This window comes from Billgrantia lactosivorans (genome assembly GCF_003254665.1).
GTDB classification, from domain to species: domain Bacteria; phylum Pseudomonadota; class Gammaproteobacteria; order Pseudomonadales; family Halomonadaceae; genus Halomonas; species Halomonas lactosivorans.
Window position 1 is genome coordinate 46,313 of sequence record NZ_QHGY01000002.1, and the last position, 16,326, is coordinate 62,638.

The 16,326-nt window shown below is 67.6% G+C and carries 17 protein-coding genes; 13 read left to right on the forward strand and 4 right to left on the reverse strand.

Annotated features, from left to right (window positions below):
- Positions 1 to 52: 52 nt before the first annotated feature.
- From DIS04_RS05780 to DIS04_RS05820, 9 genes are all read left to right on the forward strand, one after another.
- Positions 53 to 1,390: an OmpP1/FadL family transporter gene (locus DIS04_RS05780; protein WP_111412837.1), complete on the forward strand. Its 1,338-nt coding sequence runs from the start codon at positions 53 to 55 to the stop codon at positions 1,388 to 1,390.
- A 187-nt stretch (positions 1,391 to 1,577) separates the two neighbouring features.
- On the forward strand, positions 1,578 to 2,993 hold the full coding sequence (locus DIS04_RS05785) for an OmpP1/FadL family transporter (protein ID WP_111412838.1): 1,416 nt from the start codon (positions 1,578 to 1,580) through the stop codon (positions 2,991 to 2,993).
- Positions 2,994 to 3,153: 160 nt separating this feature from the next.
- A protein-coding gene (gene prfB, locus DIS04_RS05790) for a peptide chain release factor 2 (protein WP_111412839.1) occupies positions 3,154 to 4,252 on the forward strand; the annotation gives its coding sequence in 2 pieces (ribosomal slippage) (positions 3,154 to 3,228 and positions 3,230 to 4,252; 1,098 coding nt in all).
- 161 nt (positions 4,253 to 4,413) lie between these two features.
- Positions 4,414 to 5,964 carry a lysine--tRNA ligase gene (gene lysS / locus DIS04_RS05795; protein WP_111412840.1) on the forward strand — a complete coding sequence of 517 codons (1,551 nt, stop codon included), beginning with the start codon at positions 4,414 to 4,416 and terminating at the stop codon, positions 5,962 to 5,964.
- 72 nt (positions 5,965 to 6,036) lie between these two features.
- Positions 6,037 to 6,423, forward strand: coding sequence for a hypothetical protein (locus DIS04_RS05800; RefSeq protein WP_111412841.1), 387 nt, complete (start codon positions 6,037 to 6,039; stop codon positions 6,421 to 6,423).
- Between the two features lie 76 nt (positions 6,424 to 6,499).
- Positions 6,500 to 7,930: an MFS transporter gene (locus DIS04_RS05805; protein WP_111412842.1), complete on the forward strand. Its 1,431-nt coding sequence runs from the start codon at positions 6,500 to 6,502 to the stop codon at positions 7,928 to 7,930.
- Between the two features lie 27 nt (positions 7,931 to 7,957).
- Positions 7,958 to 8,266 carry a BolA family protein gene (locus tag DIS04_RS05810; RefSeq protein WP_111412843.1) on the forward strand — a complete coding sequence of 103 codons (309 nt, stop codon included), beginning with the start codon at positions 7,958 to 7,960 and terminating at the stop codon, positions 8,264 to 8,266.
- Entirely contained in the window at positions 8,263 to 9,069 is an 807-nt protein-coding gene (locus DIS04_RS05815) for a hypothetical protein (RefSeq protein ID WP_111412844.1), read from the forward strand. The genes DIS04_RS05810 and DIS04_RS05815 overlap by 4 nt, the downstream gene beginning before the upstream one ends.
- Positions 9,059 to 9,523: a GNAT family N-acetyltransferase gene (locus DIS04_RS05820; RefSeq protein WP_111412845.1), complete on the forward strand. Its 465-nt coding sequence runs from the start codon at positions 9,059 to 9,061 to the stop codon at positions 9,521 to 9,523. Before DIS04_RS05815 ends, DIS04_RS05820 begins: the two co-directional genes overlap by 11 nt.
- 51 nt (positions 9,524 to 9,574) lie before the next feature.
- Here the strand turns inward: DIS04_RS05820 and DIS04_RS05825 are convergent, their stop codons facing one another.
- Both DIS04_RS05825 and rsmD read right to left on the reverse strand, forming a co-directional pair.
- Positions 9,575 to 9,766 carry a cell division protein ZapB gene (locus DIS04_RS05825; protein WP_111412846.1) on the reverse strand — a complete coding sequence of 64 codons (192 nt, stop codon included), beginning with the start codon at positions 9,764 to 9,766 and terminating at the stop codon, positions 9,575 to 9,577.
- A 131-nt stretch (positions 9,767 to 9,897) separates the two neighbouring features.
- Complete coding sequence (gene rsmD, locus DIS04_RS05830) at positions 9,898 to 10,530, reverse strand: 16S rRNA (guanine(966)-N(2))-methyltransferase RsmD (protein WP_111412847.1); 633 nt, start codon at positions 10,528 to 10,530, stop codon at positions 9,898 to 9,900.
- A gap of 90 nt (positions 10,531 to 10,620) precedes the next feature.
- On the opposite strand from rsmD, the gene ftsY reads away from it, so the two are divergent.
- From ftsY to rpoH, 4 genes are all read left to right on the forward strand, one after another.
- Positions 10,621 to 11,940 (forward strand): signal recognition particle-docking protein FtsY, encoded by a 1,320-nt coding sequence (gene ftsY, locus DIS04_RS05835; RefSeq protein WP_111412848.1) that lies wholly within the window; start codon positions 10,621 to 10,623, stop codon positions 11,938 to 11,940.
- Positions 11,937 to 12,605 carry a cell division ATP-binding protein FtsE gene (gene ftsE, locus DIS04_RS05840; RefSeq protein ID WP_111412849.1) on the forward strand — a complete coding sequence of 223 codons (669 nt, stop codon included), beginning with the start codon at positions 11,937 to 11,939 and terminating at the stop codon, positions 12,603 to 12,605. Before ftsY ends, ftsE begins: the two co-directional genes overlap by 4 nt.
- Positions 12,602 to 13,576: a permease-like cell division protein FtsX gene (gene ftsX / locus DIS04_RS05845; RefSeq protein WP_111412850.1), complete on the forward strand. Its 975-nt coding sequence runs from the start codon at positions 12,602 to 12,604 to the stop codon at positions 13,574 to 13,576. The genes ftsE and ftsX overlap by 4 nt, the downstream gene beginning before the upstream one ends.
- 163 nt (positions 13,577 to 13,739) lie before the next feature.
- Positions 13,740 to 14,606 carry an RNA polymerase sigma factor RpoH gene (gene rpoH, locus DIS04_RS05850; RefSeq protein ID WP_111412851.1) on the forward strand — a complete coding sequence of 289 codons (867 nt, stop codon included), beginning with the start codon at positions 13,740 to 13,742 and terminating at the stop codon, positions 14,604 to 14,606.
- 79 nt (positions 14,607 to 14,685) lie between these two features.
- Here rpoH and slmA read toward each other — a convergent pair whose 3' ends face one another.
- Positions 14,686 to 15,300, reverse strand: a complete 615-nt coding sequence (gene slmA, locus DIS04_RS05855; protein ID WP_111412852.1) for a nucleoid occlusion factor SlmA — start codon at positions 15,298 to 15,300, stop codon at positions 14,686 to 14,688.
- A gap of 73 nt (positions 15,301 to 15,373) precedes the next feature.
- Positions 15,374 to 16,294 (reverse strand): acetylglutamate kinase, encoded by a 921-nt coding sequence (gene argB / locus DIS04_RS05860; protein ID WP_111412853.1) that lies wholly within the window; start codon positions 16,292 to 16,294, stop codon positions 15,374 to 15,376.
- Positions 16,295 to 16,326 lie beyond the last annotated feature (32 nt).

Consider the following 16,326-nt stretch of genomic DNA (forward strand, 5'->3'; position numbering starts at 1 on the left):
GCGGAACAGATAACCAGCTCCAGCTCGCATCTGGATAGAGGACGTCGAGACCATGCAGAACAAGTTCAACAAGATCACCTGGGCCGTGGCCATCGCGGCTGCCGCCTTCGCCAGCCAGGCCAACGCCGGCGGCTATCAGGTCAACGAGCAGAGTGTCAGCGGCCAGGGTTATGGCCATGCGGGTCGGAGCTCCAACGTCAACGATGCCACCATCGTGTTCGGCAACCCGGCGGGCATGTCCTTCCTCGACCGCGCGCAGCTCACCGCCGGCGGAACCTATCTGAACGTCAATAGCGAGATCCGTAATGCCGAGGCGAGTCGAACCAATGCTGGTACACTGATGGCACCTCAGCAGACGACAGGTTCGTCTGAAGGCGATATGGTGCCGGGTACGCTGATTCCCTTTGCCTTCTATGCCCAGCCGGTCAATGAGCGGCTGGCTTTTGGCTTTGGCGTCTATGCGCCGTTCGGCTCTCAGACCGACTACGAAGACGGCTTCGTTGGTCGCAATCTGGGGAATTACACCGAGCTGAAGGTAATGAGTGCCCAGCCCACGGTGTCGTATCGTTTCAACGATCAGTGGTCGATCGGCGCTGGCATTACCTATAACCGTGTGGAGGGTGAACTCCAGCGCCAAGTGCCGCAGCCTGGTGCGGGAATGGCGGATCCGGATCAAGACCTCGACTCACGGGTAGAGGGGGACGACGATGCCTGGGGGTATAACCTGGGTGTCATTTACCAGCCGGTTCCCGAAACCACGCTGGGTCTGACTTATCGCTCGAAGGTCGATTACGACCTTACGGGTTCCTACAGGGCAACCAATCCCGATGGTTCGGTCGCTACCAATCCCCTGACAGGTGCAGCGTTGGAGGACAACGCACGCTTGAACCTGGTAACGCCGGAAACCATCAACTTCTCCGTGACCCAGCAGATGAGCGACCGCTTGAAGCTGATGGCGGGTGCCTCCTGGGTTCGCTGGGACCGCTTTGAGGAAATCCATGTAACGAATGATGCGGGCGACACGATCACCCGGGAGACCCAGGATTATTCCAATGCCTGGGCTTACGGTGTCGGTGGTGAATACCAGCTCAACCCACAGCTGGTTCTGCGTGCCGGTGTCACTCTCGACTTCACGCCTACCAGCGACGAGTTCCGCAGCGCACGGATTCCCTCGGACGATCGCCGCATCTTCTCCATCGGCGCCGGCTGGACGCCTACGGAAAACCTGACGCTGGACTTTGCCTATTCCTATCTGACCGAGCGTAGCACCCAAGTTGATCAGACAAGGATAGATCATGAGGGTACTGGGGCAGAAACGGAGTTGGCCTACTCCGCGGACTACAAGAACGAAGCCCATGGTTTCGGCGCTCAGCTGACCTATCGCTTCTGATCGAAGCATGGCCTGCCGGCACTGCCGGCAGGCCTTGTATCATCTGGATGCTATCCGGCTTCGGCCAAGAGAGGTTCGCCTCTCGCCCAAAAATAAAACGAACGTTTGTGCAGTATGGAACGGAAGGGTCCCGTGTTCGCCCCGGTGAACGTCAAGCGTCGACAGACGACTGAAACAGGACACTTTCATGAACAAGACCAAGACTCCCTCGATTTCTCTCGCCCTGTTCATGGGCAGCTTCGCTTCCCTGGCTGCCTATCATGCCGCCGCCGGTGGCTTCGAGATCACTGCCCAGAGCATCGGTTCACAGGGCACCGGTCATGCCGGGCGCAGCTCCAACGTGGCGGACGCCACCGTCGTCTACGGCAACCCCGCCGGCATGTCCTTTCTCGATCATGCTCAGGTATCGGTCGGGGGGACCGGCATTCGTGCCTACACCGAGATCGACAACGTGTCGTCCAACTTCAGTGCCGACGCCGAGGGCAGCCTGTCGCTGCTGCCCTTCCTGCCACCGCTGACCTTCCAGCTGGGGCCGGGCGACATGGGGCGGGTCTCGGGCACCAACGAGGGCAACATGGTGCCCGATTCACTCATCCCCTACGCCTTCTACGCCCAGCCGCTCACCGAGCGGCTCAGCGTTGGCTTCGGCGTCTACGTGCCGTTCGGCGCCAGTACCGATTATGACGACGACTTCGAGGGGCGCTACCACGGCACCCTGACCGAGCTGAGTGTGATAACGGCGCAGCCGACCCTCTCCTATCGCCTGACCGACCGACTCTCCTTCGGCGCGGGGCTGACCTACAACCGTGCCGAGGGGGAGCTGGCCGTCAAGGTGCCGCACATCGAGGACGCCGTGAACGGTACGCCGCCCTCGCCCGAAACCGACGAGGAGGTGCGGGTGAGTGGTGACGACGACGCCTGGGGCTATCATCTGGGGCTGATGTACCGCCCCACCGATGCCACGTCGCTCGGCCTGACCTATCGCTCCAGCGTCGAGTTCGAGCTGGCCGGGGATATCGACACCACCGGCTTCGTGCAGGAGATGCTGCCGAGACAGCCCGGCAGCCTCGACCTGACCACGCCGGAAACGGTCAACTTCTCCATCTCGCATGACCTGTTCGAGCCCTTGACGCTGATGGCTGGCGCCTCTTGGACCCGCTGGAGCCAGTTCGAGGAGATCGCCATCGACGGTGAGGAATCCGGCGAGCGGATCATTGTCGAGCCGCAGGAGTACAGCGATGCCTGGGTCTACTCCGTGGGCGCGGAGTACAGGCCGAGCTCCACCTTGGCGCTAAGGGCGGGCTTTGCCATCGACAATTCGCCAACCAATGATCGCACGCGCAGCGTTCGCGTTCCCTCGGACGACCGCAAGCTCTACTCCCTGGGGCTGGGCTGGACGCCACTGCCGAACCTGAGCTTCGATCTGGCCTATACCTACATCAACGAGAAACGCACCCGGATCGACCAGGCGCGCACCTACCGGGGATCGAGCGAGGCGCTGGCCGGGCTGATCGATGTCGATGCCGACGCCTCGACCTACTATGGCGCCAACTACGAGACCGAGGCGCACGCGGTGGGGGCGGCGGTCACTTACCGATTCTGATCGTCAGCCGCAGCGTATGGCCAGCAACCCGGCCGTGGTGAACGGATGCGCCACCTCGGCAAGTTCGCTACAATAGTCGCCTTTTCCGCGCCGCCCTCGCCTTGGGTGCAACTGATGCGTCGGCGGCCGTTTTCCCCATGCGATTCAGGCGAGCGAGCCCATGCTGGAAACCAATCCCATCCACAACCTCATCAAGGACCTGGCCGAACGGACAGACGTCCTGAGGGGGTATCTTTGACTACGCCGAACGCAAGGATCGGCTAGAGGAAGTCTCCCGCGAGCTGGAAGACCCGAACGTCTGGAACGACCCGGAGTACGCCCAGAAGCTCGGCAAGGAACGCGCGTCGCTGGAGGTCATCGTCGAGACCATCGACGAGCTCGACCGGGGCCTGGCGGACAGCCGCGACCTGCTCGAGCTGGCCGAGATGGAGGCCGACGAGGACACTGTCGCCGAGGTCCGGAAGGAGCTCGATTCGCTCCAGGGCAGCCTCGAGAAGCTCGAGTTCCGGCGCATGTTCTCCGGCGAGATGGACGCCAACAACGCCTACCTCGACATCCAGGCCGGCTCCGGCGGCACCGAGGCCCAGGACTGGGCCAACATGCTGCTGCGCATGTACCTGCGCTGGTGCGAGCATCACGGTTTCAAGACCGAGATCGTCGAGGTCTCGGCCGGCGAGGTGGCGGGCATCAAGTCGGCCACCGTGCACGTGCAGGGCGACCACGCCTTCGGCTGGCTGCGCACCGAGACCGGCGTGCACCGCCTGGTGCGCAAGAGCCCCTTCGATTCCGGCGGCCGCCGCCACACCTCCTTCGCCTCGGTGTTCCTGTCACCGGAGGTCGACGACAACTTCGAGGTCGAGATCAACCCGGCGGACCTGCGCGTCGACACCTACCGCTCCAGCGGCGCCGGCGGCCAGCACGTCAACACCACCGACTCGGCGGTGCGCATCACCCACGAGCCCACCGGCATCGTGGTGGCCTGCCAGAGCCAGCGCAGCCAGCACGCCAACCGCGACTTCGCCATGAAGCAGCTCAAGGCGAAGCTGTGGGAACACGAGATGCAGAAGCGCAACGCTGCCAAGCAGGAGGCGGAGGACGCCAAGGCCGACATCGGCTGGGGCAGCCAGATCCGCTCCTACGTGCTCGACGACCAGCGCATCAAGGACCTGCGTACCGGAGTGCAGACCAGCAACTGCGACCGGGTGCTGGATGGCGATCTTGACGCCTTCATCGAAGCCAGCTTGAAGCAGGGGCTATAGCCTGCTGCGCTCGCTGATACGGCGTGGCCCCTCAACTCGAGAGACCCATTGACGACAGTCGACTCCGTTCTCTCGTTGAGGGGCGCCTTGTCTCAGCTTCGCTCGCGCGGCGCTAGTCGCGTTTACAACACCGCATATTGTGACTGCTAACAGGTAGCGAGATGGCCAACCAGAGCTCCTCCCCGGACAGCCCCCAGACCGACGAGAACCGCCTGATCGCCGAGCGCCGGGCCAAGCTGGCGGCGCGCCGCCAGCGTGCCGCCGCCACCGGCGGCAGCGCCTTCCCCAACGATTTTCGCCGTGACAGCCTGGCGGCCGACCTCGCGGCCGAGCTGGGCGAGAGGGACAAGGCGGAGCTGGAGGCGCTGCACCGGCCGGCGGCGGTGGCGGGGCGCATCATGCGCAAGCGCGGCCCCTTCCTGGTGATACAGGACCCCTCCGGCACGATCCAGCTCTACGTCGACAAGAAGGGGCTGGCGGAAGAGGTGCTCGAGGATATCAAGGGCTGGGACATCGGCGACATCGTGGCCGCCCGTGGCCCGGTGCACAAGTCGGGCAAGGGCGACCTCTACGTGATGATGGAGGAGGCCAGGCTCTTGACCAAGAGCCTGCGCCCGCTGCCCGACAAGTTCCATGGCCTGACCGACATGGAGGCGCGCTATCGTCAGCGCTACGTCGACCTGATCATGAACCCCGACTCGCGCAAGGTGTTCGAGACCCGCGCCGGGGTGATCAGCGCCATGCGCCGCTTCTTCGAGGAGCGCGGCTTCATGGAGGTCGAGACCCCCATGCTGCAGCCGATTCCCGGCGGCGCCACCGCGCGGCCCTTCATCACCCACCACAACGCGCTGGACATCGACATGTACCTGCGCATCGCTCCCGAGCTCTACCTCAAGCGCCTGGTGGTGGGCGGCTTCGAGAAGGTCTTCGAGATCAACCGCAACTTCCGCAACGAAGGGCTGTCGACGCGCCACAACCCCGAGTTCACCATGGTCGAGTTCTACCAGGCCCACGCCAACCACCATGACCTGATGGACCTCACCGAGGAGATGCTGCGCGCCGTCGCGCTCAAGGTGCTGGGCACTACCACGGTGGTCAACACCGTGCGCAGCGCCGACGGCGAGGTGCTCGAGAGCTACGAGTACGACTTCGGCCGCCCGCTCAAGCGCATCAGCGTGTTCGACTCGATCCTCGAGTTCAATCCGGACATCCACGCCGAGGCCCTGGCCGACGAGGCCGCCGCGCGGCAGATCGCCGAGCGCCTGGACATCGACGTCAAGGACGGCTGGGGGCTGGGCAAGATCCAGATCGAGATCTTCGAGAAGACCGTCGAGCATCGCCTGAAGGACCCGACCTTCATCACCGACTACCCCACCGAGGTGAGCCCGCTGGCGCGACGCAACGACCGCGACCCCTTCGTCACCGAGCGCTTCGAGTTCTTCGTCGGCGGCCGCGAGATCGCCAACGGCTTCTCGGAGCTCAACGACGCCGAGGACCAGGCCGAGCGCTTCCGCGCCCAGGCGGCGGAGAAGGAGGCTGGCGACCTCGAGGCGATGTACTACGATGCCGACTACGTGCGCGCGCTGGAGTACGGCCTGCCGCCCACCGCAGGCGAGGGCATTGGTATCGACCGCCTCGTCATGCTGTTCACCGACAGCGCCTCGATCCGCGATGTATTGCTGTTCCCTGCCATGCGCCCCGAGGTGGAATGAAGGGCGGAAGTATTGGTAAGCGGCGGCGGTAGCACCCATAATGATCACCGTTTCGACGTCGAGGAGACCGCGATGAAACTGCTCAACCGCTCCGCCCTGAGCGTCAGGCCGACCCGGCACTTCGTGGACTGGATCAACGCCCTGGAACCCACCATGGGGGACGACGACCTCACCCTGTCCGACGTCGAACGTGAAAGCACCGTCTATCTGATTCCCGAGATGGACACCCCGGAAGCGCTCGAGGCCTTCGTGCGCGAGCGCTACCTGGAGATCCTCGAGACCGAACTGCGTGCCTGGGAAGAGGACGAGCGCCAGTGGCCCGAGGCCCTGGACTGGGCGTTGTTCCAGCGTTTCCTGCAGGTCGAGCACAGCTACCTGGCCATCGACCTCGACGACGAGACGGCGCTGGAGATCTCCGAGGTCGACGATTCTCTGCTGCTGGAGACGGATCAGGACTGATTCGCTCCTTCGTTGATCTTCGAGAACCGGCTGCGGCCGGTTTTCTCGTTATGTCACAAGCTCTGATGGGAACCGAATGAGCCGACTCTTCTCCAACCGGCCCGGCGACGACGGCTTGCCGGGCCCCGAGCGACGCCTGGCGGTGCTGGCGCTGATCCTCGGCACCCTGATGGCCGTGGTCGACGTCACCATGGTCAACATCGCGCTGCCTTCCATCGCGCGCGACCTCGAGGTCTCCGACGCCCGCGCGGTCTGGGTCACCAACCTGTTCCAGATCGTCTGCGCCGCCTTCCTGCTGGTATGCGCCTCCTTCAGCGAGATGATCAGCCGGCGCCGCCTCTACGTGGCCGGCCTGGCGCTGTTCGTGCTCGCCGCGCTCGGCGCGGCGCTCTCGCGCAGCCTGGAGTGGCTGCTGGTGTTCCGCGCCCTGCAGGGGCTAGGGGCGGCGGCCACGCTCTCCATCGGCCCGTCGCTCTATCGCTCGATCTTTCCGACCCGCCTGCTGGGCAGCGCGCTGGGGCTCTCCGCCCTGGTGGTGGCGGGCGGTTACGCCGCCGGCCCGGCCCTCGGCGGGCTGATACTCTCGGCGGTCAGCTGGCCCTGGCTGTTCGCGCTGCACCTGCCGCTGGGGCTGGTCTCGCTGTGGCTGGCGTGGCGTGCGCTGCCCCGCGAGAAGGGACGGCGCGGCGGCTTCGACGGCCGCGGGGCGCTGGGCTCGGTGGTCATGCTGGGCAGCTTCTTTCTGGCCATGGACACCCTGGGGCACGGCGCGCCGCTGTGGCAGGCGCTGGCCTGGCTGGCGCTCAGCGTGGTGGCGGGCGGGCTGTTCCTGCGTCGCCAGCGGCGGGCCAGCCATCCGCTGCTGCCGCCACGGCTGTTCCGGGTGCCGCGCTTTCGCCTGGCGGTATCGGCCTCGGGGCTGGCCTTCGTCGGCCAGGGGCTCGCCTTCGTTGCGCTGTCGTTCCTCTACCAGCAGGAGATGGGCCTTTCGCCGCTGCATACCGCCTGGTTGTTCACCCCCTGGCCGCTTGCCATCATGCTGGTCGGGCCCCTGGCCGGCCGCCTGGCCGATCGCCTGAACCCCAGCCTCATGGCCAGCCTGGGGCTGGTGCTGTTGATGCTGGGGCTCGCCTCGCTGGCCCTGCTGCCGCCGGATGCCGGGGTGGTGGACAGCCTGTGGCGCACGGCGCTGTGCGGGATCGGCTTCGGACTGTTCCAGCCGCCCAACAACCGCGAGATGATGACCAGCGCGCCGCGGGAGCTGAGTACCAGCGCCTCGGGGGTGCTCAGCACCACGCGCACCGTGGGCCAGTCCCTCGGCGTGGCCCTGGTGGGTGCCTTCATGGCGACCGGCGCGCCGGTGCAGGCCACCCTGTGGGTCGGATGTCTTGCCTGCCTGCTGGCGCTCGCGGCCAGCCTGGCGCGGGTCTCGCTGGCCGGCGCCGCCCAGGCGGAAAGTCGCGAGACGGCGTCGCAGGTGCAGTCGTCGAGCAAGCGAGTACAATGAACCCTCACCCATGATCGAGGAGCCCTCATGAGCATTCAGGCCGCTATCGAAGAGAAGCTGCAGGCCCTCGAGCCCAGCTACGTGGCGGTGGAGAACGAGAGCCATCGGCATGCCGTGCCTGCCAACTCCGAAACCCATTTCAAGGTGACGGTAGTGTCCGAGCACTTCCAGGGGCTGATGCCGGTGAAGCGCCACCAGCGCCTCTACGCGCTGCTCGCCGACGAACTGGCCGGGCCGGTGCATGCCCTGGCACTGCATCTCTATACGCCCGCGGAATGGGCCTCCCGTGGCGAGGGACGTCCCGACTCGCCCGACTGTCGAGGCGCCGGCGCGTGACCACCGAGCCGCAGCGCCTGCAGTACCTGGAGGCGATGGGACTGACCGCCTGGGTGGCACGCTACCGACTGCCCCATGCGCGGCCGACCGAGGCCTGCGAATGGGAGCTGCCGGAGCGACCGGCCGCCTCGCCGCCGGCGGAGCGGCTGCATGCGCTGCTCGACGAGGCGGATGCCGCGGCGCGTCAGCCACCCCCCACGCCCTCGGCCGTGGAGCCGCCACGGGGCGCGAGCCCCAAGCGCGCCCGCCAGCTGCTGGGCATCGCGCCCGACAGCGAGGCGCCGACGTCCGGCGGGGGCACGACGCCCGCGCCCTCCAGCCCGGCCCAGGAGCCGCTGCGCTTCACCCTGCAGGTGACGAGCCTGGCCGGCCGCTGGCTGGTGATCGTTCCCCGGTCGGCCGCTCCCGAGGCCGCCGAGGCACAGCTGCTGGGCAATCTGCTGCAGGCGGCGGGGATCGGCATCGAGACCCCGTTGACCTTCGAGACGTTCCGCTGGCCACCGATGGACAACCTGCCGGTCGAGGCGCCGCTGGAGGAGGCACGCGAAGGGCTCCAGGCCTTCCTCGAGGGCACGCGCCGGCGGGGGTGGGCGCTCGAGCGGATCCTGGTGTTCGGCCAGGAGGCCACGCTCGACCGCCTGCTCGACGCTACCCAGGGTGATTTCGAGCTGATGGGGCTCGCCGGCTGGCAGGGGCCCGCGCTGGGCGAGCTGGCGCAGAGCGCCGCGGCCAAGCGCGAACTGTGGCCGACCCTGCTGGCGTGGCGTCGGGCCTGGACGCTGCAGGCCGCCGATGGCGATTGAGGTCGGCTTGCGGCGGCTGACGCTCGCCGACCTGGACCGACTGGCGGCGCTGGAAGGCTGCCAGCCGCGCCACTGGTCGCGCGGCCAGCTCGAGGCGGCGCTTCTGGACAGCGAGTGCCGGGTGTGGGGCGCCGAGCTGGGCGAACGGCTCGTGGGCCACGCCGTGATCGCCAGGCTACCCTACGCGGCCGAACTGCAGGCCATGCTGGTGGCGCCGGACATGCGTCGACGCGGCCTGGCGGCGCGGCTGCTGGAGGCGGTGGTCGAGCAGAGCCGGCAGTGGGGCAGCGAGCGGCTGCTGCTCGAGGTCAGGGCGGGCAATGTGCCGGCCATCGCACTCTATCGCCGCGCGGGCTTCGGCGAGGACGGTCGGCGCCGCGGCTATTACCCGCCCCTGGAGGAGGCGGCCGACGCGCACAGGGAGGATGCCGTTCTGATGTCACGCCGGCCTTGAGGCGGCTGGTGCGCTGAAGCCTCAGGACGCACGGCCGGAAACGGCCAGGGCTCAGCCTCGCTCGGCTTCCACCTCGTCGAACTTGCCCAGCAGCGCGGTCAGGCGACGCTCCCACTCCTCGCGCTCCTGCTTCAGCCTGCCGTTTTCCTCGCGCAGCTCCTCGGCTTCCATCTTCAGCAGCTCCAGGGCCTCGACGGCACTGGCCACTTTCTGTTCGAGCCGATTGAAGAGTTCGGTGCTCATCGTGTTCTCCTGAAAAGAGGTCCTGCCGGGGCGGGCCCCTTGCCCGCGCTGAATCCGTTGCGCAGCATCCGTTGCGCAGCGTAACGCCGAGGGCCGCGGCCGGGCAAGCGTAGCCGAACGGCGACGCCGGCTCAGTCGCCGGACGTTGCCAGGCGGCGATAGAGCCGCCCGGTACTGTCGCCGGCGCGCACCTCTCGATGCAGCGTCCAGCTGGCCGGCACGCGCGCCTCGAGCGTCGTCTCGGTTTCCAGGTAGATCCAGGCCTCCGCGGCGAGCCAGCCCCGCTCCAGTCGCTCGCAGCAGGGCTCGGCGAGCCCTTGGCGGAAGGGCGGGTCGAGGAAGACGAGGCTGAAGGCGTCAGCATCGGCCGGGCCGGCGGCGAGAAAGGCGAGGGCGTCGGCCTGCCGCAGCCGCCCCCGCTCGCTGGCGCCGAGGGTGCGCAGATTGTCCTCGAGCGCCCTGGCGACCAGGCCGTCGCGTTCGACGAACAGTGCCTCGCGAGCCCCGCGGGAGAGTGCCTCCAGCCCCAGCGCCCCGGTGCCGGCGAACAGGTCGAGCACGCGAGCCCCCGGCGTGGTTGTGGCCAGCCAGTTGAACAGGGTCTCGCGCACCCGGTCGGGGGTGGGCCGCAGGCCGGGACTGTCGAGCACCGGCAGCAGGCGGCGGCGGAACTCGCCACCGATGATGCGCAGGCGGCCACTGCCCTTGGGTGGGCCGGCCCCCGGGCGGGGGCGTGAGCGAGGGGAGGAGCGGCGACGTGTCATGCGCTCGAATTGTACCCGTCGGCTTGTCCACAGTCATGGTGCGCGGTGTTAGGATGTAGCGATCATTCACCCGTGAGGCTGAATCCCCCCATGTTCGGTTTTTTCAAGCGCAAGAAGCAGCAGGAACAGCAGCAGGAAGAGCACGAGGAGCGGCAGCCGACGCCGACCGAAGCGGAGGACGCGGGCGAGGAGCGGCCGGCAGCGGAGACGGCCGAGGAGCAGGCCTCGGCCGGCGAGGCCGAGCGCGAGTCGGCCGCCGGTGACGGTGATGCGCCGGGCGTCGAGGAGCGCGCCATGGCCGGCCCGGCGGCGGATGCCGCGCTCGATGAGTCCGAGGCGGTCGATGAGCTCGACCGCGAAGAGGAGAACGCGGTGCTGCGCCAGGAGGCGCTGGCCGCCGAGCCCGAGCTTGAGCCCGAGCCTGCTCGCGTGCCGCTGCAGGAGAAGCCCGCCGCCGAGAAACAGGGCTGGTTCGCCCGCATTCGTACCGGCCTGGGCAAGACCCGCGCCAACCTCACCGAGGGCATCGCCGGTCTGTTCCTCGGCAAGAAGCAGATCGACGACGAGCTGATCGAGGACCTCGAGACCCAGCTGCTGATGGCCGACGTGGGCATCGAGGCTACCACCGAGATCATCGACCGGCTCACCGAGCGCGTCTCGCGCAAGGAGCTCAAGGATCCCCAGGCGCTCTATCGCGCCCTGCAGGACGAGCTGACCGTGATGCTCGACGCCGTGGCCAGGCCGCTGGCGCTGCCGGCCAAGGGGGAGGGCCCCTTCGTGATCCTGGTGGTGGGCGTCAATGGCGTGGGCAAGACCACCACCATCGGCAAGCTGACCCAGCGCTTCCAGCGCGAGGGGCGCAGCGTGATGCTGGCTGCCGGCGATACCTTCCGCGCCGCCGCGGTGGAGCAGCTCAAGGTGTGGGGCGAGCGCAACGAGGTGCCCGTCGTCGCCCAGCACACCGGCGCCGACAGCGCCTCGGTGATCTTCGATGCGGTGTCGTCGGCCAAGGCGCGCGGCGTCGACGTGCTGATCGCCGACACCGCCGGCCGGCTGCACAACAAGAGCCACCTGATGGAAGAGCTCAAGAAGGTCCATCGGGTGATGGGCAAGCTCGACGCCAGCGCGCCCCACGAGGTGATGCTGGTGCTCGACGCCGGCACCGGGCAGAACGCGCTGTCCCAGGCCAGCACCTTCAACGAGGCGGTGCCGGTCACCGGTATCACCCTGACCAAGCTCGACGGCACCGCCAAGGGCGGCATCATCTTCGCCCTGGCCAAGCAGCTCGGCACGCCGATCCGCTTCATCGGCGTGGGCGAGGGGCTAGACGACCTGCGCCCCTTCGAGGCGCGTGATTTCGTCGATGCGCTCTTCGATCAGGGCGACGAGGGAGACGCCGCCTCGTCATGATCCTCTTCGAGCATGTGGGGAAACGCTACGGCGGGCGCTTCGAGGCGCTGGCCAACATCGATTTCCGCGTGCGCCGTGGCGAGATGGTGTTTCTCACCGGCCATTCCGGCGCCGGCAAGAGCTCGTTGCTGCGCCTGATCATGCTGCTTGAGCGGCCGACCCGCGGGCGGGTGCTGGTGGCGGGGCATGACATCGGCCGCCTGCACCCCAGCCAGGTGCCGTTCTACCGGCGTCAGGTCGGCGTGGTGTTCCAGGACCACCAGTTGCTCTTCGACCGCTCCATCTTCCACAACGTGGCGCTGCCGCTGGAGATCCGCGGCTTCGACCCGCGCGAAGCCGCGCGCCGGGTGCGGGCGGCGCTGGACAAGGTCGGCCTGCTGCATCGCGAGAAGGCGTTGCCCATCGAGCTCTCCGGCGGCGAGCAGCAGCGGGTGGGCATCGCCCGCGCGGTGGTCAACAAGCCCTCGCTGCTGCTCGCCGACGAACCCACCGGCAACCTCGACCCGCAGCTCTCGGCGGACATCATGGCGCTGTTCGAGGACTTCAACCGCATCGGCACCACGGTGATGATCGCCAGCCACGACCTGGCGCTGATCGCCCGCCTGCGGCACCGCGTGCTGCGCCTGCGCGATGGCCGCCTGGTAGCCGACGAGGAGGCCGCATGAGCCGGCAGCCGCCCGCGCCGCCGCGCGGCGCACGCACTCAGCGCCCCCGCTCCTCCAGTCGCATACGCGGCTGGCTGCGCCACCACCGCGCCATGTGCCTCGACAGCGCCCGGCGGTTGCTGCGCACGCCCATCGGCAGCCTGCTCACCATGCTCGCCATCGCCATCGCCCTGGTGCTGCCGGCGGCGCTGTGGCTGGCGCTGGACAGCGCGCGCCTGCTCGACGCCGAACTGGACGAGAGCGCCACCCTGACCGTCTACCTGGAGCGCCACGTGGATGAGGCCCAGGCCGGGCGCATCGGCGAGGCGGTAGCAGCCCAGGAGGGCGTCGCCCGTACCCGGCCGATCTCGGCCGCCGAGGGCATGGCGGAGTTCCAGCAGGCGCTGGGGCTGGAGGACGCCCTGGAGCGCCTCGAGGACAACCCGCTGCCGGCCAGCATCGTGGTGGTGCCCCTCGACCCGGCCCCCGAGGCGGTGCGCCGGCTGGCCGGCGAGCTCGAGGCGTTGAGCGGCGTCGACGAGGTGCGCCTCGACCTGGCCTGGCTCGAACGCCTGCGCCACCTGGCCGAGCTGGGCAGTCGCCTGGCCCTGGCCCTGGCGGTGCTGTTCGGCCTGGGCGTGCTGCTTGTCGTGGGCAACACCATCCGCCTGGCGGTGGAGAGCCGCCGCCAGGAGATCGAGGTGGTGATGCTGATCGGTGCCACCCACGCCTTCGTGCGTCGCCCCTTCCTCTACAGCGGGGCCTGGTACGGACTCGGCGGCGGCCTGCTCGCCTGTGGCCTGCTGGGGCTCGGCAACCAGTGGCTGGCAGCGCCGGTCAGCGCCCTGGCGGCGAGCTACGGCGCCTCCTTCACGCTGCCGCGGCTGGGGGCGGAGGGCTCGGCAACGCTGCTGTTGTGCAGTACACTATTGGGCTGGCTGGGCGCCTGGATCGCCGTGAGTCGCCACCTCGCGGAGGTGCGGCCGCGATAGGGCCAACCTCCTTGCGACACCCGGCCGCATCCGCTCGCTGGCGACATCGCGCGGCATCTGCCACCCTGTCGCCAGACAGGGAACATTATCGGTTTTCGGCCGTCAAACAAGCGGTTGAAACAGTTATCGGGTTTTTGATGGGCTTTCAGGGAGACAACCTGCTATGAGCACCAGTCTTCTTCCGGTGGGCCAGCTCTCACCGGGGCATGACCTCAACGGGTACATCCAGGCGGTCAACGGCATCCCCATGCTGACCGCCGAGGAAGAGCGCGAACTTGCCTTCCGCCTTCACGACGAAGGCGATCTGGAGGCGGCGCGTCGCCTGGTGCTGTCGCATCTTCGCTTCGTCGTTCACATCGCGCGCAGCTACTCCGGCTACGGTCTGCCCCAGGCCGACCTGATCCAGGAGGGCAACGTGGGCCTGATGAAGGCCGTCAAGCGCTTCGATCCCAACCAGGGCGTTCGCCTGGTCTCCTTCGCCGTGCACTGGATCAAGGCCGAGATCCACGAGTTCGTGCTGCGCAACTGGCGCATCGTCAAGATCGCCACCACCAAGGCCCAGCGCAAGCTGTTCTTCAACCTGCGCAGCGCCAAGAAGCGCCTGGCCTGGCTCAACAACGACGAGGTCGACGCCATCGCCCGCGATCTCGACGTCAAGCCCGAGGTGGTGCGCGAGATGGAAGGCCGCCTGGCGGCTCACGACGCCGGCTTCGACGTCTCGCCGAGCGACGACGAGGATTCCGCCTATCAGGCGCCGGTCCACTACCTGGACGACGACGGCTCCGATCCCGCCGTCCAGCTCGAGGACAGCGACTGGGAGGACGACGCCAACCGTCGCCTCAAGCTGGCACTGGAGGCGCTGGACGAGCGCTCTCGCGACATTCTTCAACAGCGCTGGTTGGCCGACGACAAGGCCACGCTGCACGACCTGGCCGATGTCTACGGCGTCTCCGCCGAGCGCATTCGCCAGCTCGAGAAGAACGCCATGAAGAAGATCCGTCAGCAACTGGGCGACACCCTGGCTGCCTGAGTGCCCTCCCGGCCCTGCCAAGGCCCCACGCAGAAGCCCCGGCTCAGCGAGCCGGGGCTTCTGCGTGGCAAGGCGGGGTCTAGGCGCTTTGCGTGACCGGCGTGCGCAGCAGCTGTGCCGAGAGCAGCGCCCACTGGTCGTCCCAGTGCTCGGTGGGGCGACGCTGGAAGTCGCTGCGCACGTACTGGGAGATCCGCCCCTCCGCCATGGCGATCAGCAGGTTGGCGGAAGCCGACACCGTCAGCACGGTGCGCCTTCGCTCGCGCAGTTCGGCTTCGCGCAGGACCTGCTTGAGCTGGGTCTCCAGGCGCTCGAAGAGCTGATGGATGCGCAGCCTGAGCCGGGCGGTCTCGCCGGTCAGCACGTCGCCCTCGAGCAGGCGCGACAGCCCCGGGTTCTTCTCGGCGAAGGCCAGCAGCAGGGTGAGAATCTGCCCGCAGCGTGGCACGGCCTCGTGTACCTCGTCGAGGATCCGGCTGATGCGCTCGAACAGGGTCTCCTCGATAAACGAGATCAGCCCCTCGAACATCCGCGCCTTGCTCGGGAAATGGCGGTAGAGTGCGGCTTCGGATACCCCCACCTGGCGGGCCAGCGCCGCGATGGTGATGCGCTTGCCGCTGTCTTCCTCCAGCATCAGGGCGAGCGCCTGCAGGATCTGCTCGCGCCGGCTGGACGTCTGTGTTGCCTGCGTCATGTTGGAATGTGTCTTCTGGTTATTGGGTGGCCGGGGCCGCTCGCCCTGTGACGGGCACAGGGCAAGCAGACCCTCAGGCGCTGTCGTTCCCTTGCTGCTCGGCATCGGTGATCAGGGTGCCGACCCCGGCGTTGGTGAAGATTTCCAGCAGCGTGGCGTGAGGCACGCGACCGTCGATGATGTGCGCGCTGCGCACGCCCCCCTTCACGGCGTCGAGCGCGCAGCGGATCTTGGGCAGCATACCACCATGGATGGTGCCGTCGGCGATCAATGCATCCACCTGGGCGGTGGTCAGCCCGGTGAGGACCTCGCCCTCGGCGTTCATCAGGCCGGCCACGTTGGTCAGCAGCATCAGCTTCTCCGCCCCCAGCGCCTCGGCCACCTTGCCCGCCACCAGGTCGGCATTGATGTTGTAGCTGTGGCCCTTGGCATCGACCCCGATGGGTGCGATTACCGGGATGAAGTCCCGCTCGGCGAGCATCTCGATCAGGTCGGTGGAGACGTGCTCGACCTCGCCCACGTGGCCGATGTCGATGATCTCGGGGGCGGTCATCTCCGGCGTCTTGTGCTCCACCTTGAGCTGGCGGGCACGAATCTGGGCGCCGTCCTTGCCGGTGAGGCCGATGGCCTTGCCGCCACACTGGTTGATCAGGTTGACGATGCCCTTGTTGACCAGCCCGCCGAGGACCATCTCCACCACGTCCATGGTCTGCGAATCGGTGACCCGCATGCCGTTGACGAAGCGCGACTCGATCTGCAGCTTGGCCAGCAGGTCACCGATCTGCGGCCCGCCGCCGTGCACCACCACCGGGTTGATGCCCACCTCCTTCATCAGCACCATGTTGCGTGCGAAGGAGTCGATCAGGGTGTCCTCGGTCATGGCGTTGCCGCCGTACTTGACGACGACGGTCTTGCCGGAGAAGCGCTGGATGTAGGGAAGCGCCTCGGAGAGCACTTCCACCACCAGCCGCGGGTCGCGAGTCGTTTCGGTCATGGTCCTTCCTCAGGGATACGTAAACGCCGTCG